Source organism: Duganella lactea (genome assembly GCF_009857505.1).
GTDB lineage: Bacteria > Pseudomonadota > Gammaproteobacteria > Burkholderiales > Burkholderiaceae_D > Rugamonas > Rugamonas lactea.
Genome location: NZ_WWCP01000039.1, coordinates 18,464 through 39,514, shown reverse-complemented (window position 1 = coordinate 39,514; position 21,051 = coordinate 18,464). Strand labels below are relative to the sequence as shown.

Sequence of the window (21,051 nt, the reverse complement as noted above, 5' to 3'; positions counted from 1 at the left end):
CAGCGTTTTACGCGGCTGTAGCTCAGCTGGATAGAGTACTTGGCTACGAACCAAGGGGTCGTGGGTTCGATTCCTGCCAGCCGCACCATATTGTAAGCAGAAGGGCCTGAAGAGAAATCTTCAGGCCCTTTTGTTTTGTGGCCTGGTGCTGACGGTCGTGCTTTCATGTATGGCGTTGCAATTTTCGGTTCAGTATGCGATGTTTCAGCGTTACATACGCGCACACTGAGGAGCATCGATGCTGGCTCAGCCGGTTGGCCATACCTTTGACGCAATGACTCCGCTGGCGCCGAGCCAGCGCATTCATCTGGTTTTGCTGGGCGTGCAAAATGTGCCGCGTTCGGCGCAATTCTATGAGGCGTTGGGCTGGACGCGCTCGCCAACCGGCAACGATGGCTTCGTCAAATTCAACATGGGCGGCTACGCCATCTGCCTGATCAATCGCGAGGATTTCGCCAGCGACGCGCTGTCGCCCACGGCCACCGGTTCCGGCTTTGCCGGCGTGGCCCTGATTCACCTGGCGCGCAACGCCGAAGACGTGCTGCGCATCCGTGCATTTGCGCGTGGATGAGGTCAATATCGTGTAAGCTGCGCACCTCATCAACACGAAAGAATTCCATGAAACATCTGCTCTCCACCGGCGCCATCAGCCTGACGCTGGCGCTGACCCTGGTTGCCTGCGACCGCGCCAAGGCGCCTGAAGCCGCGCCGGCCCAGACCCCTGCCGCCAGCGCCGCCGTCGCGCTGCCGCTGCAGAAAATCGACAGCGTGGCCGGTGCCGGCAAGGAAGCCGTCGCCGGCACCACCGCCGTGGTCCACTACACCGGCTGGCTGTATGAGCCGAATTCGCCGCAACAACACGGCGCGCAGTTCGATTCGTCGGTGGGCCGCGAGCCGTTCAGCTTCCGCCTCGGCGCCGGCCAGGTCATTCCCGGCTGGGACGAGGGCGTGCAGGGCATGAAGGTCGGTGGCAAGCGCACGCTGATCGTGCCGGCCAACATGGGCTACGGCGAACGCGGCGCGGGCCCGATTCCGCCCAACGCCACGCTGATTTTCGACGTCGAGCTGCTGGACGTCAAATAACTCAGGTCACCACGTTGCGTGGCGCACCGGCGGCCCACGCTTCGATGTTGTCGATTAACTGATCGGCCAGCGTCTGCATCGCCTGTGTGCTGGCCCACGCCGAGTGCGGCGTCAGGATGAAGTTGGGCAGACGCAGATTGAGCAGCACGTTATCCGCTGGTGGCGGCTCCGTCACCAGCACATCGACGCCGGCGCCGGCGATCAGGCCGCTGCGCAGCGCGTCCGCCAATGCCACTTCATCCACCAGGCCGCCGCGCGCGGTGTTGATCAGCAGCGCGTTGCGCTTCATGCGGATCATTTCCTTGGCGCTGATCATATTGCGGGTTTGCTCGGTCAGCGGCAGATGCAGGCTGACCACGTCCGACGTCTCCAGCACCTCGTCAAAGCTGGCTTCGCGCACGCCGTCGGCCGCCGCGTCGGGCAGCGGCGAGCGGTTGTGCACGATCACCTCCATGCCGAAGGCGCGCGCGATCTGCGCGGTCGCCTTGCCCAGCACGCCGTAGCCAAGCAGGCCCAGGCGGCTGCCGGCGAGGTCCGACACCGGATGGCCGAACAGGCAGAAACGCTCCGACTTCTGCCACAAGCCGGCCTCGATATCGGCGCGGTAGGCCACCAGTTGGCGGCGCAGCGCCAGGATCAGCGCGAAGGTGTGCTCGGGCAGCGTGTGCACCGCGTAGTTGCGGATATTGGTCACCACGATGCCGCGCCGCGTGGCCGCCGCCAGGTCGATGATGTTGGTGCCGGTGGCGGCCACGGCGATCAGCTTCAGGTCCGGCAGTTGCGCCAGATCTTCGGCTGACAGCGGCACCTTGTTGGTGATGGCGATCGTCGCGCGCGCGTCGCGCAGGCGCGCCACCGCCTCGCCGGCGCGGGTGGCGTCGTGCTCGGTCCACGTGTGCGCAAACGCGGGCCGGCGGACATTGGCGATCAGGCTGTCGCGATCAAGGAAGACGATGCGGTGTGTTGCGGTCATGGTGCAACCTCAAGAGTAGGGGCGCGCGTCGCCTTCGGCAGACGCATGCCCGGATGGTTGGAAAACAATTCGGCGACCCATTCGACAAACACGCGCACCTTGGCCGACAGGTGGCGGTTCTGCGGATACACCACGTGCACCGGCAGCGGATCGCTGGTCCAGTCGTCGAGTATCGATGCGAGGCGGCCGTCCTTGATCATGGGCGCCATCAGGAAGTTCGGCGTCTGCACAATGCCCAGCCCGGCGATGCCGGCCGCCAGGTAGGCGTTGCTGTCATTCAGCGCGATCGAGCCGGGCAGGGCGACCTGCACCCGTTCGCCGTCGCGGGTAAAATCCCAGTCGAACATTTTACCGGTGCGGGCGGAAAAATAGTTGACGCAGCGATGCTGCAGCAATTCGTTCGGATGCGCCGGCCGGCCGTGGCGCGCCAGGTAGCCCGGCGCGGCGCAGGTGATGAAGTGCAGAATGCCGACCCGTCGCGCGATCAGGCTGGAATCGCCCAGCGTGCCGCCGCGGATCGCGCAGTCCACGCCTTCCTCGACCAGATCAACCGTCCGGTCGCTGCAGCCCAGCTCCAGCTGAATGTCGGGATAGTGGCTGAAAAAGTCCGGCAGCGCGGGCACGATCACCTCGCTGGCCAGCGAGGTCGGCGCGTCCACCCGCAGCCGCCCGGAAGGACTGAGCCGGGTGCGCGACAGCGATTCCTCCGCCTCGCGCACGTCCGCCAGGATGCGCAGGCAGCGCTCATAGTACGCCGCGCCGTCGGCCGTCACGCTGACGTGGCGCGTAGTCCGGTGCAACAGTTTGACCGCCAGCGACGTCTCCAGCGACTGGATCAGCGTCGAGACGGTGGCCTTGGGTAGTTTCATGTTGTCGGCGGCGCGCGTGAAGCCACCGGCGTCCACCACCTGCACAAACACTTCCATCGCTTGAAGTTTATTCATCTTTGGTCCCATTGTTCAGGATTCTGAACAATCAATTCGACTTTGCCTTATTTATTAGATTGTAGATCAAGTTTAAGATTGCTGTACTGCACAAACGTATTGACAAAGTAAAGACAAAGAAAGGAGGACCTATCATGCAATATCGGGATGTAATTTTTGCAATGGTCGCGCTGGCGCTGACGTCGGTGGCACTGGCTGGCGTGGTTTATACCGACGCCTATTCTCAGGCCGCGAAGGCGGAGGTCAGCGGCGTTCGCGCACTGACGCTGGTCGCTAGCGGCGATCAGGCCTGCGATCCTGCTACCATGTGGTCCTCCAACCAATCGGGAACGGTGCGACAATGAACCAGCCAGTAGAGGCCCTGCCAGTGTTATCGGACCAACTGAAAATCCGCAGCCTGGAAGTCCAGGGCGCGGAAGGTCCGCTGGCGGCCCGCCTCTACACCAGCGGCGATGTCGGCGCCAAGCGCGACACGCTGTTGGTCTTCTTCCATGCCGGCGGTTTTGTCGGCGGCGACCTGGAAGATGCGGACCTGTTCCTGCGCCACTTGGCGGACGACAGCCGGCACGTCGCGGTGCTGGCTTCGGCCTACACGCTGGCCACCGACAAACCGTTCCCGGCTGCGGTGGAGGATGCGCACGCGGTACTGGTGTGGGCCAAGAAGCACAAGGCCAAACTGGGCTGGAACGGCAAGCGGCTGCTGGTCTCCGGCATTGAAGCGGGCGCCAACCTGGCAGCCGTCTGCGCGCTGATGTCGCGCGACCGCGGCGGTCCGGGGCTGGCCGGCCAGATCCTCATCATGCCGATGCTGGACCCGGGCCTGACCACCTGCTCGATGCGCGAGATCCAGGCCGAGCCGGAGCTGCTGGAAGTGGCCGATAAATGCGCCGAGGCGTATCGCGGCTACCTGCCCAACGCCGCCGACCGTACCCACCCGTATGCATCGCCGCTGCAATCGAGCCGGTTGAAGCATTTGCCTCCCGCCTTGATCCTGTCGACCGAAGACGATCCGCTGCGCGACGAAGCGGAACAATACGGCGCCAAGCTGATGTCCTGCGGCGTTACCACCACCGTCCGGCGCATGCAGCCGGCGCCTCTGAAAGATGCCGAGGCACGCAACGAATGCGCTTGCCGATGTCAAGCGCTGGGAGAAATTGCCAGCTTCATCGCTGGACTGGAACGGTCCGAGACGCCGCCAGCCGCCTAGGATTCCCCACAACCTTCAGCAGTAAGAGTCACGTCCCCACCGGCTTGCCGGCGGGGCGCTAGTACCGTGTTTTCTCGATTTCGTTGAGACCGCCCGGTGCCGCCCTTTCCATTAATTATTTTCATACAAAAAGGAATTAAGATGAAAACCATTAAATCAATGACTGCTGTAGCCCGGCCGCTGGCCGCCGCTATGGCACTGGCGGGCCTGGCCGCAATCTCCCTCTCCGGCTGCGGTGAAGCGAACAGCAAAGCCGCCGAGGCGCCTGCCGCCGCCGGCGGTCCGCCGGTGTCGGCGGCAACGGTCGTCGAGAAAACCCTGGTCGAGACGCAGGAGTTCTCGGGTCGTCTGGAAGCCATCGACCAGGTGCAGATCCGTCCGCGCGTCAGCGGCTTCATCACCGCCATCAACTTCAAGCCGGGTTCGCAGGTGAAGAAGGGCGACGTGCTGTTCGTGATCGACCAACGGCCGTTCCAGGCGGAAGCCAGCCGTGCCGAAGCCGCCGCCAACTCGGCGCGCGCCAAGGCCGATCTGGCCAAGGTGGAACTGGTCCGCGCCGAAAAGCTGCTGGCCGACAAAGCCATCGCCCAGCGTGAATACGACGCCTCGGCCTCCGGCTACAAGCAGCTGGACGCCGATGCCCGCGCCGCCCAGGCCCAGTACGACACCGCGAAACTGAACCTGAGCTACACGCAGGTGACCTCGCCGATCAACGGCCGCGTGTCGAAAGCGGAAATCACGCTGGGCAACCTGGTCGACCAGAGCGCCGTGCTGACTTCGGTGGTTTCGCTGGACAAGATCTACGCCTCGTTCGATGGCGACGAAGACACCTATCTGCGCGTCGGCGCCGCCGCCCACCAAGGCAAACCTGCCATCGTGAAAATCGGTCTGGCCAACGAAACCGGCTTCCCGCATGAGGGCAAGCTGGAATTCGTCGACAACCAGCTCGACCCGCGCAGCGGCTCGGTGCGCATGCGTGCCATCTTGCCGAACAGCGACGGCGCGCTGGTGCCCGGTCTGTTCGCCCGTGTGCAACTGGAAGGCAGCACCGGCGCCAGGCAGACGTTGCTGATCAACGAGCGCGCCGTCAGCACCGATCAGAACCGCAAGTTCGTGTTCGTGGTTGGCAAGGACAACAAGGCGGAATACCGTCCGGTGCTGCTTGGTCAGCAAGTCGACGGCCTGCGCATCGTGCGCGATGGCCTGAAGCCGGGCGAGAAAATCGTCGTCAACGGCCTGCAGCGTGTGAAGCCAGGCGCGCCGATCACGCCGAACATCATTGCCATGGACGCCGATCCGCTGGCTGCCGAACTGGCCGCCAAAAAAGATCAGAAAGTCGCCGCCGCCAACAGCAAAAACACCGGCACCAGCAAGGAATAATTAACCATGAATATCTCTCGATTTTTCGTCGACAAGCCGATTTTTGCGGCGGTACTGTCGATCATTATTTTTGTCGCCGGCTTGATTTCCATCTTCAAGCTGCCGATCTCGGAGTACCCGGACGTGGTGCCACCGTCGGTGGTGGTACGCGCGCAGTATCCGGGCGCGAATCCGAAGATCATCGCCGAAACCGTGGCCGCGCCGCTGGAGGAGCAGATCAACGGCGTCGAGAACATGTTGTACATGTCCTCGCAAAACACCTCGGACGGCGCGCTGGCGCTGACCGTCACCTTCAAGATCGGCACCAATGTCGAGCAGGCCGAAACGCAAGTGCAGAACCGCGTTCAGCGCGCGCTGCCACGCTTGCCGGAAGAGGTGCGCCAGATCGGCGTGACGACCGTCAAGTCGTCGCCTAACCTGACCATGGTGGTCCACCTGAATTCGCCGAACGGCCGTTACGACGACCTGTATCTGCGCAATTACGCGGTGCTCAACATCAAGGACCAGCTGGCGCGCCTGCCCGGCATGGGCGAGGTGCAGCTGTTCGGTTCCGGCGACTACGCGATGCGTATCTGGCTCGATCCGCAGAAAGTGGCGCAGCGCGGCCTGACCGCCGGCGACGTGGTCGACGCGATCCGCGAGCAGAACGTGCAGGTGGCGGCCGGTGTGATCGGCCAGGGCCCGGCCAAGAACGCGGACTTCCAGCTCACCGTGAATACGCAAGGCCGTCTGCAATCGGAAGAGGAATTCGGCAACATCATCCTGAAGACCAACGCCGATGGCGCGGTCACGCTGCTGAAAGACGTGGCGCGCATGGAAATGGGCGGTAACTCCTATGCGCTGCGCTCGCTGCTGAACAACAAATCGGCGGTCGCGATTCCGATTTTCGAAGCGCCTAACGCCAACGCGCTGCAACTGTCCTCGGACGTGCGCGCCACCATGGCCCGCCTGTCCAAAGATTTCCCGGAAGGCGTCGAATACAGTGTTGTATACGACCCGACCCAATTCGTGCGGGAGTCGATTAACGCCGTGATTCACACCCTGCTTGAGGCGATCATCCTGGTGGCACTGGTGGTGATCATCTTCCTGCAAACCTGGCGCGCATCGGTGATTCCGCTGCTGGCCGTTCCGGTCTCGGTGGTCGGTACCTTCGCCGTGATGCTGGCCTTTGGCTTCTCGATCAACACGCTGTCGCTGTTCGGCCTTGTGCTGGCCATCGGTATCGTGGTCGATGATGCGATCGTAGTGGTGGAAAACGTCGAGCGCAATATTCACGACGGTCTGAATCCGCGCGACGCCACCATCCAGGCGATGAAAGAGGTGAGTGGTCCGATCATCGCGATCGCGCTGGTGCTGTGCGCCGTGTTCGTGCCGATCGCTTTCGTCTCCGGTCTGTCCGGGCAGTTCTACAAGCAGTTCGCGCTGACCATCGCCATTTCGACCGTGATCTCGGCATTCAGCTCGCTGACGCTGGCCCCGGCCCTGTCGGCGGCCCTGCTGAAACCACACGACGCGCCGAAAGACGCGCTGACCCGTGGCATGGACAAAGTGTTTGGCCGCTTCTTCGGCTGGTTCAACCGCTTCTTCAGCCGCGCATCGCACAGCTATGAAACCGGCGTGACCGGCGTGTTGAAACGCAAAGGCTCGTCGCTGATCGTGTACGCCATCCTGGGTGTGGCCGCCGCCTTCATGTTCAAGGTGGTGCCACCGGGCTTCGTGCCGGCGCAGGACAAGCAGTACCTGATCGGCTTCGCGCAATTGCCGGACGCCGCCTCGCTGGATCGTACCGACGCCGTGATCCGCAAGATGTCGGACATCGCCAAGGATATCCCTGGCGTGGACAACTCGATCTCGTTCCCTGGCCTGTCGATCAACGGTTTCACCAACGCGCCGAACGCCGGTATCGTGTTCGTCGGCCTGGCGCCGTTCGACAAGCGCAACACCAAGGAAACCTCGGCGGAAGCGATTGCCGCTGAAATCAACAAGCGCATGGGCGCGATTGAAGGCGCGTTCGTGATGGTGCTGCCACCACCGCCAGTCAATGGCTTGGGCACCACCGGCGGTTTCAAGCTGATGATCGAAGACCGCGACAACCGTGGCTACGATGAACTGTACAAAGCTGTGCAAGCGGTGCAGATGAAGGCCTGGCAGAACCCGAAACTGGCCGGCGTTTTCTCCAGCTACCAGATCAACGTGCCGCAGCTGTACGCGGACATCGACCGCCAAAAAGCCAAGCAACTGGGCGTGCCGCTGAATACGATCTACCAGACCTTGCAGATCAATCTGGGCTCGCTGTACGTGAATGACTTCAATCAGTTCGGCCGTACCTACCAGGTGCGGGTGCAGGCTGACCAGCAGTTCCGTTCACACGCCGAGGACATCGCCCAGTTGAAGGTCCGCAACGACAAGGGCGAAATGATTCCGCTGTCGTCGCTGATGCGTGTGAAGGACAGCTATGGCCCGGATCGCGTTCAACGCTACAACGCCTACGTGGCCGCCGAAATCAACGGCGCACCGGCGCCGGGCGTGTCGTCCGGCGAAGCGCAGGCTGAAATGACCAAGATCGTCAACGAGGTGCTGCCGAAGGGTATTGGCTACGAATGGACGGAACTGGTGTATCAGGACATCCTGTCCGGTAACACGATGATCTACGTGTTCCCACTGTGCGTGCTGCTGGTGTTCCTGGTGCTGGCCGCGCAGTACGAAAGCTGGACCCTGCCGCTGGCGGTGATCCTGATCGTGCCGATGTCGATCCTGTGCGCGCTGATCGGCGTCAAGCTGACCCACGGCGACAACAATGTCTTCACCCAGATCGCGCTGTTCGTGCTGGTGGGACTGGCGTCGAAGAATGCGATTCTGATCGTGGAGTTTGCGCGGGAGCTGGAACACCATGGCCGCTCGATCGTGGAAGCCGCGCTGGAAGCCTGCCGTCTGCGTCTGCGTCCGATTCTGATGACGTCGATCGCCTTCATCATGGGTGTGCTGCCGCTGGTGTTCTCGCACGGCGCCGGTTCGGAAATGCGTCATGCGATGGGTGTGGCGGTGTTTGCCGGCATGCTGGGCGTGACCTTCTTCGGCCTGTTCCTGACGCCGGTGTTCTACGTGCTGCTGCGTACCCTGGCGGTGCGCATGGAGAAGAAAAAACCAGCCGCCGTGGCCGATGCCGCGCCGGCCAAACTGGAAGGGACTCATTGATATGGCTACCTCGATCAACAAACTGCAGATGATCGCCAAGGGCGTGGCGCCCATCCTGGCGGCCTTGCTGATGACCGCATGCGCGGCGCCGGAGTTCAAGCAACCCGCGATGGACGTGCCGACCGCGTTCAAGGAATCGCAATCGCCGGATGCGGCGGCGGTGAAAACCGCCGCCGACGGCAGTACCTGGAAACAGGCGCAAGCCGCCGAAGCGCAACCGCGCGGCGAGTGGTGGCTGGCGTTCAATGATCCGGCGCTGAATGAGCTGATCAACGAAGCTACCCGCGCCAACGCCAATCTGGCGGTGGCGGCGGCGCGTGTCAAGCAGGCACGCGCCATTGCCGGTGTGGCGGAGGCGGACCGCATTCCGCAAGTCGGCGTCAACGCCGGCGCGCAGCGTGTGCGCCAGTCGCCGACCGAAGCCGGCCTGCCGGCGGGCACGCCGGTTGATCCGGCCAAGGTTTTCAACGCCGGTCTGTCGGCGAGCTACGAGGTTGACCTGTTCGGCCGCGTTTCGTCGAACGTGGCGGCGGCGCGTGGCGATGCCGCTTCGGTCGAGGCGAATTACCGCTCAGTGCTGCTGGCCGTGCAGGCCGACGTGGCGCAGACCTACTTCCGTCTGCGCGCCACCGACGCCGAGCTGGAAACGCTGAACCGCACGGTGCAGACCCGCGAGGAAAACGTCAAGGTCAACCAGCGTCGTTTCGACCTGGGCGACATCGGCGAATTTGATCTGTCGCGCGCCAAGACCGAGCTGGCGACGGCGCGGGCCGAGGCGATTGGTCTGCAGCGTCAGCGCGTGACCACCGAGCATGCGCTGGCGGTCCTGCTGGGCAAGCCGGCGGCCAGCTACACGGCGGGTAACAGTCCGCTGCTGGACAGCACGCTGCTGCCGGTGATTCCCGCCGGCCTGCCATCGACGCTGCTGGAGCGCCGTCCGGACATTGCCGCCGCACAGCGCGCGATGGAAGCGGCCAACGCCCGTATCGGCGTGGCCCGTTCGGCGATGTTCCCATCGCTGGTGCTGAACGCGAATGCGGGCGGCGTCTCGGGTAACACGGTGGCGGATGTGTTCAAGTGGAGCAGCCGTTCGTGGTTGCTGGGCGCGGCCTTGTCGCTGCCGGTGATCGATGGTGGGCGCAATCGGGCCAACATCACGCGCAGCGAGGCGGCGCTGGAGGAGTCGGTTGGTACGTATCGTCAGAGTGTGCTGACGGCGTTCGCGGAAGTGGAAGACAATCTGGCGGGGCTGCGCATTCTGGCCGGCCAGACGGCGCAGATTGACGACGCGGTGGTTTCCGCGCGCCGTTCGGCCGATCTGGCGCAGAAGCTTTATACGGCGGGGCGTTCCAGTTACCTGGATCTGCTGGACGCGCAGCGCAATCTGGCGGCGGTGGAGCGTAGCGCGGTGCAGTTGCGAGGCAATCGCGCCGTGACCACGGTTGGATTGATCCGCGCGCTGGGCGGCGGCTGGGATGGCGCCGGCGCCCCCGGTACCGCACCGGTGGTCGCGCAGCAGTGATGCTGAAGTAACGCAGAAAAGCGGGCCGAAAGGCCCGCTTTTTTTTCGGCTTGCTCCGGAACGACGAGGTTATTTGGTGGTGGCTGGAGCGGTGGTGGTCGCCGCTTCTTTCTCTGCCCTGGCGTGTGCCTTGGCCTTGGTCTTGGTGGCTTTGGCATGTGCATCGGCCTTCTCGGCTTTCTCATCAGCCTTGGCTACGGCCACATCTTTTTTCGCTTCGGCTTCGGCCTTGGCGGTTTTGGCTTCAGCTTTAGCCGCGGTCTTGGCTTCTTTGGCGTCGGCCTTGGCAGTTGCCGGAGCTGGAGTCTGCGCGAATGCAGCGGTTGCGAACAGGCCAGCGATCAGGGTAGCGATTACTTTTTTCATGATTCCATCCTTTTTTCAGTTTCCAGGCCCGGGACAATTCCCGCGTCTCTGAGCAAAAAACGCGAGCCAGAACCCGTGCGTTGACGGTCTTTACAATCGCTTACATGTTCGCCACCGCACGGTTCTACGGCATGGACGGGCATAGTCTGACGAGATGAAAGATTCGCTCAAGACCTACAAGGCCAAACGCAACTTCACCATCACGCCGGAACCCGTCGAGGGCGGCGAGGTGGGCAGCGAGGCGCTGGCGTTTGTCATTCAGAAGCACTGGGCCTCGCGCCTGCATTACGACTTCCGGCTGGAGCTGGACGGTGTGATGATGAGTTGGGCTGTGCCCAAAGGCCCCAGCTACGACACGCACGACAAGCGCATGGCGGTGCACGTCGAAGATCATCCGATTTCCTATAACGACTTCGAAGGCATCATTCCACCGAAGCAGTACGGCGCCGGCAAAGTAATCATCTGGGACAAGGGTATTTGGCGTCCGCTGGACGATCCGCACAAGGCCCTCAAGGACGGCAATCTGAAGTTCGAAATCCACGGCCACAAAATGCATGGCCGCTGGGTGCTGGTGCGCATAAAGGGAAAAGGCGAGAAGCAGGAGCCCTGGCTGCTCATCAAGGAGAACGACGAATACGCGCGTGCGGCGGAAGAATTCAGCGTAGTCGATGAAATGCCGGACAGCGTCAAGGCGCTACCGCTGCCCACCGCTGCATCACCGGCGCCGGCGTTGAAAGATGCACCCAAGGCCGAGATGCCGGAAACGCTATCGCCGCAACTGGCCACACTGGTCGATGCCCCGCCGGCATCGGCCGGGGACTGGCTGTTCGAGGTTAAGTTTGACGGCTACCGCTTGCTGGCACGGATCGATGGAGCAGATATTCGCCTCATCACCCGCAACGGCAACGACTGGACGCACAAGCTGCAACCGCTGCGCAAGCAACTGGCGAAGCTCAAATTCCCGCCCGGCTGGTATGACGGCGAAATCGTCGTCCACGACGAAAACGGTCGGCCGGATTTCGGCCTGCTACAAAACGCCTTCGATGAAGACAATCCCGGTGACATCGTCTACTTCCTGTTCGACGTCCCGTTCCACAAAGGCCGCGACCTGCGCGATCTGCCGCTGGAACAGCGCCGCGTCCTGCTGCGGGAGATCATGGCCGGACGCGCATCGGAAAACGTCCGCTTCAGCACCGCGCTCAACGCGCCACCGCAGGACATGATCGCCGCCGCCTGTCAGATGGGCCTTGAGGGCATCATCGGCAAGCGCAAGGACTCGCGCTACACCGCGCGCCGCGCCGGCACCTGGATCAAACTCAAATGCGGCCAGCGGCAGGAATTCGTCATCGGCGGCTACACCGACCCGCAAGGCTCGCGCACCGGCTTTGGCTCTCTGCTGCTGGGGACCCACGACAAGGACGGCAAGCTGCAATACGCCGGCAATGTCGGCAGCGGCTTCAATGCCGCTTCGCTGCAAGACCTGACAAGCAAAATGGAAAGGCTTGTTGCCGATAAAAGCCCGTTCGCCCCCAGCCGCGACATCGACAAGAAAGCCCATTGGCTCAAGCCCACGCTGGTGGCGGAAGTCAGCTTTGGTGAATGGACGCATTCCGGCTCGATCCGTCACGCCGTATTCCAGGGGCTGCGCAAGGACAAGCGCGCGGCCGGCATCACGCGCGAGACGCCGCAACACGTCAAGGAGAAACCAGACATGCACACTACCATCGAGGGCAAACTGCCCAAATCGCTGAAGGTCACCAATCCAGACCGCGTGATCGACAAACAAAGCGGCGCCACCAAGATCACGCTGATACGCTACTACGCGCTGGTGTCGTCGCTGATGCTGCCGCATCTGAAAGGGCGGCCGGTTTCGCTGGTGCGCGCACCGGAGGGCGTGGGCGGAGAGCTGTTCTTCCAGAAGCACGCCGAGGTCTCGCGCATGCCGGGCGTGAAACAGCTGAAGCCATCGCTGGACCCGGACCATCCACCGATGCTGGAAGTGCCGACCGAAGAAGGACTGCTCTCCGCCGCGCAGATGAACGTGGTCGAGCTGCACACGCAAAACGCCAGCGCCACCACCTACGAAAAGCCCACCCGCATGGTCTTTGACCTTGACCCCGGCAAGAACGTCACCTGGGATCAGGTCAAGGAAGCGGCGCAACTGATGCGCGCCTTCCTCACGGAGCTTGAACTACCGGCCTTTCTGAAGACCAGCGGCGGTAAAGGCCTGCACGTGGTGGTGCCGGTCAAGCCGGGCTACGGCTGGGATGACGTGAAAGCCTTCTCGCAAGCCATCGTCGCGCATATGGCGCAGACGATACCGGAGCGGTTTGTCGTCAAGAGCGGGCCGCGCAACCGCGTCGGCAAGATCTTCATCGACTACCTGCGCAACGGGCGCGGCGCCACCACCGTGTGCGCCTGGTCGGCGCGCACCCGGCCGGGCCTCGGCATCTCGGTGCCGATCACGTGGGATGAACTGGACGGCCTGCGAAGCGCTGATCAGTGGACCGTCGCCAACGTCCACGCCCGGCTCGACGTCGGCAACACCCCTTGGGATGACTACGCCAAATCCGCCAAAGGCCTGGCGCCAGCGATGAAGCGCATGGGCTTCAAGCCAGGCCAGGATTGAATGCCACCGCCATCAGGCGGCTTTGCGTGGAGCTGCCGGCTTGCGCTTGGCCGCTGCCGGTTTGCTCGCCGGCTTGGCGCGCGACTTTGACGGCGCGGCCTTGCCACCGCGCTTACCCAGGCTGTCCTGCAACAGCGCCACCAAATCGACCACATTGGATGGCTTGGGCGCTGGGCTCTCCTTATCCGGCTCGGTGAGGGTCTTGGTCTGGCCGGCCTTGATTTTCTTCTTCACCATCGCCATCACGTCCTCCTTGTAGCTGTCGTGATATTGCTCCGGCTTCCATTCCTCGCTCATGCCCTCCACCAGCGACAGCGCCATCTTCAGTTCCTTGTCGCTGATGCCGGCCGCCTTCAAGGTCGCCGGCGGCAGCTTGAGTTCTTCCGCGATGCGGATCTCGGTCGCGTAACGCAGCGTGTTGAGGACGATCTTGTCCTCCACGCAGACCAGCGCGCACAGATGCTGCTTGGTGCGCATCACCACCGTGGCGATGCCGATCTTGCCGGCCTGGCGCAACGTCTCGCGCAGCAGCGCATAGACCTTGTTGCCGCCGCGCGCGGGCGCCAGGTAGTAGGGCGTTTCGTAGTACGTCAGCGGCACTTCGGCGGCATCGACAAAGGCGACGATATCGATCGTCTGCGTCGCCTCCACGTTGGCGCGCTTCAGGTCCTCGTCCGACAGCACCACATACTCGTTGTCCTCATATTCGTAACCCTTGACGATATCGTCCCAGGTCACTTCCTTGCCGGTCTTCTTGTTATAGCGCTTGTAGCCGATCGGCGCAAAGGCGCGGCGGTCCAGCATCGTCAGATCAAGGTCGTGCTCCTGCACCGCCGTGTACATCTCGACCGGAATGTAGACCAGCCCGAAGCTGATCGCCCCTTTCCACAACGCGCGCGCAGCCATGGCTCAGCCGCCCACCGAACCGGTCACCGGCAGCACAATGCCGGTGATATAGCTGGCGCAGCAAGGCGCGGCCAGAAACACATACGATGGCGACAGCTCCTGCGGCTGGGCAGGGCGCTTCATATCCGTGTCCGCGCCGAAGCGGGTGATTTTTTCCGGCGACGCATCGGCGGGATTCAACGGCGTCCACACCGGTCCCGGCGCCACCGCGTTGACCCGGATGCCCTGATCCAGCAGGTTCGACGCCAGGGACTTGGTGAAGGCGTGAATCGCCCCCTTGGTGGTGGAGTAGTCCAGCAGATGCCCGGAACCTTGCAGCCCGGTGACCGAACCGGTATTAATGATCGACGCGCCGCGCCGCAGATACGGCAGCACCACCTTGGCCATATGGAAGTAGCCGTACACATTGGTCTTCATGGTCAGGTCGAAGCGCTCTTCGGTCAGGTTGGTCAGCTTGTCGGCGTGTTCCTGGAAGGCGGCATTGTTGACCAGGATATCCAGCCGGCCAAAACGCTCATGCGCCTGATGCGCCACCGCGCGGCCGATGCCGGAATCGCCACCGGTGATCAGCGCCGCCATGCCGGCCAGCTTGCCGCTGCCGCAGTAGTCAGGGGCGAGAAATTCCGGTTTCTGCCGCATCTGCGCTTCCAGCCCCGGTTTGTCGAGGTGTTGCGCCGGCATGGGCGTGGCGGGATACGGATGATCGCTGGTCTGCACCGCCTCGCTGTTTTTGCCGCGGGTGCTGGCGCGCGGGCCTTGCTGATCCATCTGGTCCTGGCGCTGCTGAATGTCGCGCTGCAGGCTGGCCGACCCCTGGTCGGCCTTGTTTTCCGATTGTGTCATGGCGTCCTCCCTGAGTCCTGAGCGAACAGTATTGGACGCGTGCGCCGCCATGACCGTGCGCGGACACACATATAAATATTGCAAAAAGATTGCTAATTAGATACTTTGTGGCACACTAACGGCAGACGCCAAAATAAAACAATTATTGCTAGGGAGTACTATTATGTCGGACGTTTACAGCCGGGCGATCAGCACGGGGGTCTTTTACAATCCCAGTGCCGAGCGCCGCGCCGAATTCCAGGCCTGTTGCGGTCAGATGTTTTCCCAACTGGCGCTGTGCGAGCATGTAGACGCCACCATGACCGCCCTCGCCACGCGCGAGGCCGATCTGCTGATTCTGGACCTGAACGGTTTTGAGCATCTGAATAACCTGACGGGCCTCGGCCCGCTGATACGCGGCCGGGCCGGCGCACGCGTCCTGCTGTTGTGCGCTTACGAGCACAGTGCGTGGTTGCCCGAGCTGATGGCCTATGGCCCTTTCGACTATCGCCTCTGCCCGATGCTGGACCACGAGTTGCAGCACGCGGTGCGCCAGGCTCTGGCCGAGTCGGACGATCCGGGCGCGGTCGCGCAGCGGCATCTGCTGGACAAGGAAAAGGAATTGCGCGATCTGCTGGCCGTGCAACGCAGCCTGCAGCGCGCGCTGGCCGGCATCGACGTGGTGTCGGTGATGGCGTCGAAAATCTGCCTGGCGCTGTGTAACTTCCCCGGTGTGCGTCACACCGCCTTGCTGCACATGAAAGCGCGCGGCGATCTGCAACTGGTGGCGCAGGAGGCGCGCAATCATCTGGATCTGGCGCGCTTGCTGCGGCGAGGCGACCGGCTGCTGCAATCGCCGCTGCGCGACTTCTTTCCGCCGCTGATGGCCGCTTCGCGCGGCGAGATGGTGCTGCTGGACGCGCCGGAGAAGGCCGGCGATCCGGAGCTGGCGATGGCGCTGCACGACCGTAACGTGCGCATGGTGCTGGCGCTGCCGCTGCGCGCCGAGGCAGGCGGCCCGGAGATGGGCGCCGTGTGCCTGATGTTTGACCGCCACATCGCCTTCTCGCGCGAGCAGTTCGCGTGCTTCGCCAGCATGGCGCAATTTATCAGCTATGCGCTGTGCATGAGCGAGTTGCGGCACCAGAACGACGCGTTGTGCGGGCAGTTGGCGCAGATAAGCACCGTGGACGCGGCCACCGGCGCCGCCAACCGCCGCGCCGGCGAGGACGCGCTGGACAACGAAATCCGCCGCGCGCGCCGCTATGGCCTGCCGCTGGCGGTGCTGTCGCTGGGTGTCGGCAGCTTCGACTCGACCAACGATTTGTATGGATCGGCGGTGGGCGAGGGGGCGCTGCGCAAGATCGTGGAAATGGTCGCCGGCAGCCTGCGCACCTCGGACACGCTGGCGCGCATGCGCGGCGACGAGTTCCTGATCGTGGCGACCCACACCACCTGCAACGAGGCGCTGCGGCTGGCGGAAAAGCTGCGCGCCGCGATCAGCGACGCCGATCTGCCGTTGGCCGGCCATGGCCATGGCGCCACGGTCAGCGTCAGCCTGGGTGTGGCGCAGGTGGGGCCGGAGGAAGTCGGCGCGTCGGTGCTGACTCGCCTCGACACGGCGCTGCACCGCGCCAAGCGCGCCGGCCGCAACTGCATCGAACTGGCGCAGCTCTGAAATACCTAGCATGAACGCTGACGCGGGAGGTACAATTTCGCGCCAGACTTGGTGAATTTCGTAATTGAGAAGTCGCCCGGCTTCGCGCAGAATAGGGCCCATGGAGACGACACGACGCGGTTTTATGATAACGGCGGGACTGGCTGCGGCCTTTCCCGGTTTGGCACGGGCTGCCGTGCAGGCCACCACGCGCGGCGCGCAGGAGAGTTTATCGCTGTGGTACCAGCAGGTGGCGGCGCAGTGGGTCGAGGCGCTGCCGGTCGGGAATGGCCGGCTTGGCGCCATGAGCTTCGGGCGCATCGCGCAGGAGCGCATCCAGCTCAATGAGGACACGCTGTTTGCCGGCGGTCCGTATGATCCGAATAATCCGCGTTCGCTGGCGGCGCTGCCGCAGGTGCGGGCGCTGATCGACCAGGCGAAGTTCGCCGAGGCCGCCGAGCTGATTTCGTCGTCCATGATGGGCGTGCCGAAACAGCAGATGCCTTACGGCGCCGCCGGCGACCTGCTGCTGGATTTTCAGGGCGTGGGCGCCGGCACCGCCTACCGCCGCTGGCTGGACCTGGACACGGCCATCGCTGCCACCCGTTTCAGCGACGGCAAAACACAGTACAAGCGCGAGGTGTTCGCCAGCGTGCCGGATCAGGTGGTCGCGATCCGCCTGACCGCCACCAATGGCACGCTCAATTTTGATCTTGGCTACCGCCACCCGATGAAAGCCAGGTATGGCGCCGATGGCGCCACGGCGAACATGTCCTGGGACTACCGCGAGCCGCTGCGCGCCGACGAACGCCCGTCCGGTCTGTCGGTGAAGCCCGATGGCGCCGACGCGCTGCTGATCGAGGGCCGCAACGAGTCCGCCGAGGGCATCCCTTCCGCCTTGCGCTACGCGGTGCGCGTGCAGGCCCTGGGCGACGGCACGATCACGCCGCGCCAGGACCGCATCGAGGTGCGCGGCGCGACCACCGTGACGCTGCTGGTGGCCGCCGCCACCAGCTATGTCAGCTACGCCGATGTCAGCGGCGATCCGGTGCAGGTGGTGCGTGCGCAGACGGCGGCGGCCGCCGCCAAACCTTATGCGCGCCTACGCAGCGCGCATGTGCATGCGCACCAGATGCTGTTCCGTCGCCTGTCGCTGCGGCTGGGTTCCGGCGTCGCCGATCCGCGCCCGACCGACCAGCGTATCGCTGTCGCCGAGCAGCAGCCGGATGCCGGACTGGCCGCGCTGTACGTGCAGTACGGCCGTTATCTGCTGCTGTCGTCGTCGCGGCCGGGCAGCCAGCCGGCCAATCTGCAAGGCCTGTGGAACGAAGGCGTCAATCCACCGTGGGGCGGCAAGTACACCATCAACATCAACACGCAGATGAATTACTGGCCGGCCGAATCGGCCAACATCGGCGAGTGCGTCGAACCGCTGCTGCGCATGGTGGAGGACCTGAGCGTGACCGGCGCCGTGACCGCCCGCGAAAGCTACGGCGCGCGCGGCTGGATGGCGCATCACAACACGGACCTGTGGCGCGCGGCCGCGCCGATCGACGGGCCGCTGTGGGGCATGTGGCCTTGCGGCGGCGCGTGGCTGTGCCAGGCCCTGTGGGACCACTACGACTACCACCCGGATGCCGCCTACCTGCGGCGCATCTATCCGCTGCTCAAAGGCGCGTCGCTGTTCTTCGTCGACACGCTGGTCGAGGACCCGCAGGGCCGGGGGCTGGTGACGTCGCCGTCGATCTCGCCGGAGAACATGCATCACAAAGGCGTGGCAACCTGCGCCGGGCCGGCGATGGACCGCCAGATCCTGCGCGACCTGTTCGGCTGGGCGCAGCAAGCCCACGCGCTGCTGGGCGAGACCGACGCCGCCTTCGCCGCCGAACTGGAAGCCAGGCGCGCGCGCCTGCCGGCCGACCGCATCGGCGCGCAAGGGCAGTTGCAGGAGTGGCTGGAAGACTGGGACGTCGGCGCGCCGGAGCAGAATCACCGTCACGTCTCGCACCTGTACGCGGTCTACCCGAGCGCGCAAATCAACGTGCGCGACACGCCGGCGCTGATCGCCGCCGCCAAGGTTACGCTCAACACGCGCGGCGACAAATCGACCGGCTGGGCCACCGCCTGGCGGCTGGCGCTGTGGACGCGCATGGGCGAGGGCGATCGCGCCCACAGCATTCTACAAGGCCTGCTCGGCCCCGAACGCACGTACCCGAACATGTTCGACGCGCACCCGCCGTTCCAGATTGATGGCAACTTCGGCGGCGCGGCGGCGATTCTGGAAATGCTGGTGCAGTCGTGGGGCGGCGAAATCCACCTGCTGGCGGCGCTGCCGCAAGCGTGGCCGGAGGGCGCCGTGCGCGGCGTCCGCGCTCGCGGCGGCGTCGAGCTGGACCTCGACTGGTCAGAGGGCAAACTGCGCCAGTTGCTGGTGCGCGGCAAGCCTGGCCACAAGATCAAGGTCCGCTACGCCGACCGTCTGACCGAGCTGACGCTCGATGCCCGGGGACGCGCCACAATGTGACGGCTGGCGGTGTGCTTTCCTTATGTGTTTTTCGGATAAGTTAATTCGGTAAACGTATTTGGGATAAACTACCGCCTTTCTGTACCTCTGGAACAACAATGCTGCAATGGCTGAAACACTACCGGCGCGACCAGCTTCCCGGCGACATCAGCGCCGGGCTGGTGGTGGCGATGATGATGATCCCCCAAGGCATGGCCTATGCGATTGTGGCGGGACTGTCGCCGGTGGTGGGCATTTACGCCAGCATCCTGCCGCCCATCGTCTACGCGCTGTTCGGTAGCAGCATGACCCAGTCGGTCGGCCCGATGGCCATCATTTCGCTGATGACCGCCGCCGTCATCGGCCCGCTGGCGCCGGCCGGCTCGGCGCTGGCCGGCGTGCTGGCGGCGCAGCTGGCGCTGGTGTCCGGCGCGGTGCTGCTGCTGTGCGGCCTGCTGCGCATGGGCTTCCTGGCCAATTTCTTCTCGCGTCCGGTGATGAGCGGCTTCACCGTCGGCTCGGCCCTCGTCATCGCCTACGACCAATTGCCGACGCTGCTGGGCGCGGCGCCGCCGCATCCGCACACGCCCAGCGCGGCGCTGGGCGTCGGTTCGCTGCTGCTGCTGGTGCTGGCGCGCCAGTATCTGGCCGGATGGCTTAAGCGCTGCGGCTTGCCGCCGGTGGTGGCCGATATCGGCGCCAAGCTGGCGCCGATGGCGGTGGTGGTGGGCGGCATCGCGCTGATGTCCCTCACCAGCCTGGCCGGTATGGGCGTGCGCACCACCGGCGCGGTGGCGGCCGGCCTGCCGCACCTGAACCTGGCGACCTCCAGCCAGCACTGGGGCGCCTTGCTGCAACCGGGCTTGCTGATCGGCTTCATGGTGTTTCTGCTGTCGATGTCCGGCGCCCAGGCGCTGGCGCAAAAGCGCAACGAAAAGCTGGTCAGCAATCACGAACTGATGGGGCTGGGCGCCGCCAATGTGGCCAGCGCGCTGTCCGGCGGCTTTCCGGTGACCGGCAGCCTGTCTCGTTCCGCCGTCAATTTCGCGGCAGGCGCCAACACGCCGCTGGCCAGCCTGATCACCGCCGCGCTGTTGGCTTGCGCGCTGCTGCTGCCGACTGGCTGGCTGTCGCTGCTGCCGATGCCGGTGCTGGCCGCCACCATCATCGTCGCCGTGCTGGGCATGCTGGAACTGGACATCCTGCGCACCGCCTGGGACTATGACCGCGGCGACGCGCTGGCCTGGGCCGCCACCTGCCTCGGCGTGCTGGTGCTGGGCGTGGAGGCGGGCGTGGTCATTGGCGTGGCGCTGTCGATGGGCACGCTGATCTGGCGCGCCAGCCGGCCGCACATCGCGGTGCTCGGCCGCATCGCCGGCACCGAGCATTTCCGCAACATCGAGCGTTATCCGGCCGAAACCCGGCCGGAGGTGCTGATGTTGCGCATCGACGCCAATCTGTTCTTCGGCAACGTGGAGGCGATCAACGAGCGTATCGAGTGCGAACTGGCCACCCACCGCAGCGCGCACGACCTGGTGCTGGTGATGTCGGCGGTCAACTCGATCGACACCACCGCGCTGCTGGCGCTGTCGGAACTGAACCAGAGCCTGAAACAGCGCGGCATCGGCCTGCATCTGGCCGAGGTCAAGGGCCCGGTCATGGACCGGCTGCGCCACAGCAGCCTGTTGCGGCAATTGAACGGCACGCTGTTTTTGAGCACTGCAAATGCCTCAGATCAATTGCACCAAACAAAGGATGTTGCCTTACTATAAATAGTCATGGACTTGCTTGCATTTTGAACCTATGATCTGAGTGGTAACAGTTCAGATCAACCCCCATAATGGTTTCCGATGTTGGCCCGACT

At 64.1% G+C, this 21,051-nt stretch carries 16 protein-coding genes and 1 tRNA gene; 12 read left to right on the top strand and 5 right to left on the bottom strand.

The annotated features are described in order from the left end of the window. The first annotated feature begins 11 nt into the window (after nt 1-11). From GTP44_RS22835 to GTP44_RS22825, 3 genes are all read left to right on the top strand, one after another. Nucleotides 12-88, top strand: a tRNA-Arg gene (locus GTP44_RS22835). 150 nt (nt 89-238) lie between these two features. After that, on the top strand, nt 239-571 hold the full coding sequence (locus GTP44_RS22830) for a VOC family protein (protein ID WP_161021230.1): 333 nt from the start codon (nt 239-241) through the stop codon (nt 569-571). 47 nt (nt 572-618) lie between these two features. After that, on the top strand, nt 619-1,083 hold the full coding sequence (locus GTP44_RS22825) for an FKBP-type peptidyl-prolyl cis-trans isomerase (RefSeq protein WP_160989719.1): 465 nt from the start codon (nt 619-621) through the stop codon (nt 1,081-1,083). A 1-nt stretch (nt 1,084) separates the two neighbouring features. On the opposite strand, the gene GTP44_RS22820 is transcribed toward GTP44_RS22825, so the two are convergent. Continuing rightward, nucleotides 1,085-2,056: a D-2-hydroxyacid dehydrogenase gene (locus tag GTP44_RS22820; RefSeq protein WP_161021229.1), complete on the bottom strand. Its 972-nt coding sequence runs from the start codon at nt 2,054-2,056 to the stop codon at nt 1,085-1,087. Further along, entirely contained in the window at nt 2,053-3,000 is a 948-nt protein-coding gene (locus tag GTP44_RS22815) for a LysR family transcriptional regulator (RefSeq protein ID WP_161021228.1), read from the bottom strand. Before GTP44_RS22815 ends, GTP44_RS22820 begins: the two co-directional genes overlap by 4 nt. Before the next feature lie 134 nt (nt 3,001-3,134). On the opposite strand from GTP44_RS22815, the gene GTP44_RS22810 reads away from it, so the two are divergent. The 5 genes from GTP44_RS22810 (at nt 3,135) to GTP44_RS22790 (ending at nt 10,304) form a co-directional block, all read left to right on the top strand. Further along, on the top strand, nt 3,135-3,344 hold the full coding sequence (locus GTP44_RS22810; RefSeq protein WP_161021227.1) for a hypothetical protein: 210 nt from the start codon (nt 3,135-3,137) through the stop codon (nt 3,342-3,344). Next, nucleotides 3,341-4,207 (top strand): alpha/beta hydrolase, encoded by an 867-nt coding sequence (locus tag GTP44_RS22805; RefSeq protein ID WP_161021226.1) that lies wholly within the window; start codon nt 3,341-3,343, stop codon nt 4,205-4,207. Before GTP44_RS22810 ends, GTP44_RS22805 begins: the two co-directional genes overlap by 4 nt. A 141-nt stretch (nt 4,208-4,348) precedes the next feature. Continuing rightward, nucleotides 4,349-5,587 (top strand): efflux RND transporter periplasmic adaptor subunit, encoded by a 1,239-nt coding sequence (locus tag GTP44_RS22800; RefSeq protein ID WP_161021225.1) that lies wholly within the window; start codon nt 4,349-4,351, stop codon nt 5,585-5,587. A gap of 6 nt (nt 5,588-5,593) precedes the next feature. After that, on the top strand, nt 5,594-8,782 hold the full coding sequence (locus tag GTP44_RS22795; RefSeq protein ID WP_161021224.1) for an efflux RND transporter permease subunit: 3,189 nt from the start codon (nt 5,594-5,596) through the stop codon (nt 8,780-8,782). Between the two features lies 1 nt (nt 8,783). After that, nucleotides 8,784-10,304: an efflux transporter outer membrane subunit gene (locus GTP44_RS22790; RefSeq protein ID WP_161021223.1), complete on the top strand. Its 1,521-nt coding sequence runs from the start codon at nt 8,784-8,786 to the stop codon at nt 10,302-10,304. A gap of 69 nt (nt 10,305-10,373) precedes the next feature. Here GTP44_RS22790 and GTP44_RS22785 read toward each other — a convergent pair whose 3' ends face one another. Continuing rightward, on the bottom strand, nt 10,374-10,670 hold the full coding sequence (locus GTP44_RS22785; RefSeq protein ID WP_161021222.1) for a hypothetical protein: 297 nt from the start codon (nt 10,668-10,670) through the stop codon (nt 10,374-10,376). 154 nt (nt 10,671-10,824) lie between these two features. On the opposite strand from GTP44_RS22785, the gene ligD reads away from it, so the two are divergent. Then, entirely contained in the window at nt 10,825-13,299 is a 2,475-nt protein-coding gene (gene ligD / locus GTP44_RS22780) for a DNA ligase D (RefSeq protein ID WP_161021221.1), read from the top strand. Between the two features lie 12 nt (nt 13,300-13,311). Here the strand turns inward: ligD and ku are convergent, their stop codons facing one another. Together ku and GTP44_RS22770 are read right to left on the bottom strand one after the other, a co-directional pair. Beyond that, on the bottom strand, nt 13,312-14,205 hold the full coding sequence (gene ku / locus GTP44_RS22775) for a non-homologous end joining protein Ku (RefSeq protein WP_161021220.1): 894 nt from the start codon (nt 14,203-14,205) through the stop codon (nt 13,312-13,314). A gap of 3 nt (nt 14,206-14,208) precedes the next feature. Further along, nucleotides 14,209-15,048 (bottom strand): SDR family oxidoreductase, encoded by an 840-nt coding sequence (locus GTP44_RS22770; RefSeq protein WP_161021219.1) that lies wholly within the window; start codon nt 15,046-15,048, stop codon nt 14,209-14,211. A 163-nt stretch (nt 15,049-15,211) separates the two neighbouring features. Here GTP44_RS22770 and GTP44_RS22765 point away from each other — a divergent pair, with 163 nt between their 5' ends. The 3 genes from GTP44_RS22765 to GTP44_RS22755 all read left to right on the top strand — a co-directional run bounded on the left by GTP44_RS22765 (nt 15,212) and on the right by GTP44_RS22755 (nt 20,959). Next, entirely contained in the window at nt 15,212-16,705 is a 1,494-nt protein-coding gene (locus tag GTP44_RS22765) for a GGDEF domain-containing protein (protein WP_161021218.1), read from the top strand. Between the two features lie 175 nt (nt 16,706-16,880). Then, a complete protein-coding gene (locus tag GTP44_RS22760) occupies nt 16,881-19,208 on the top strand; it encodes a glycoside hydrolase family 95 protein (protein WP_202424194.1) in 2,328 nt (775 codons plus the stop codon). Between the two features lie 98 nt (nt 19,209-19,306). Then, entirely contained in the window at nt 19,307-20,959 is a 1,653-nt protein-coding gene (locus GTP44_RS22755; protein WP_161021217.1) for a SulP family inorganic anion transporter, read from the top strand. Nucleotides 20,960-21,051 lie beyond the last annotated feature (92 nt).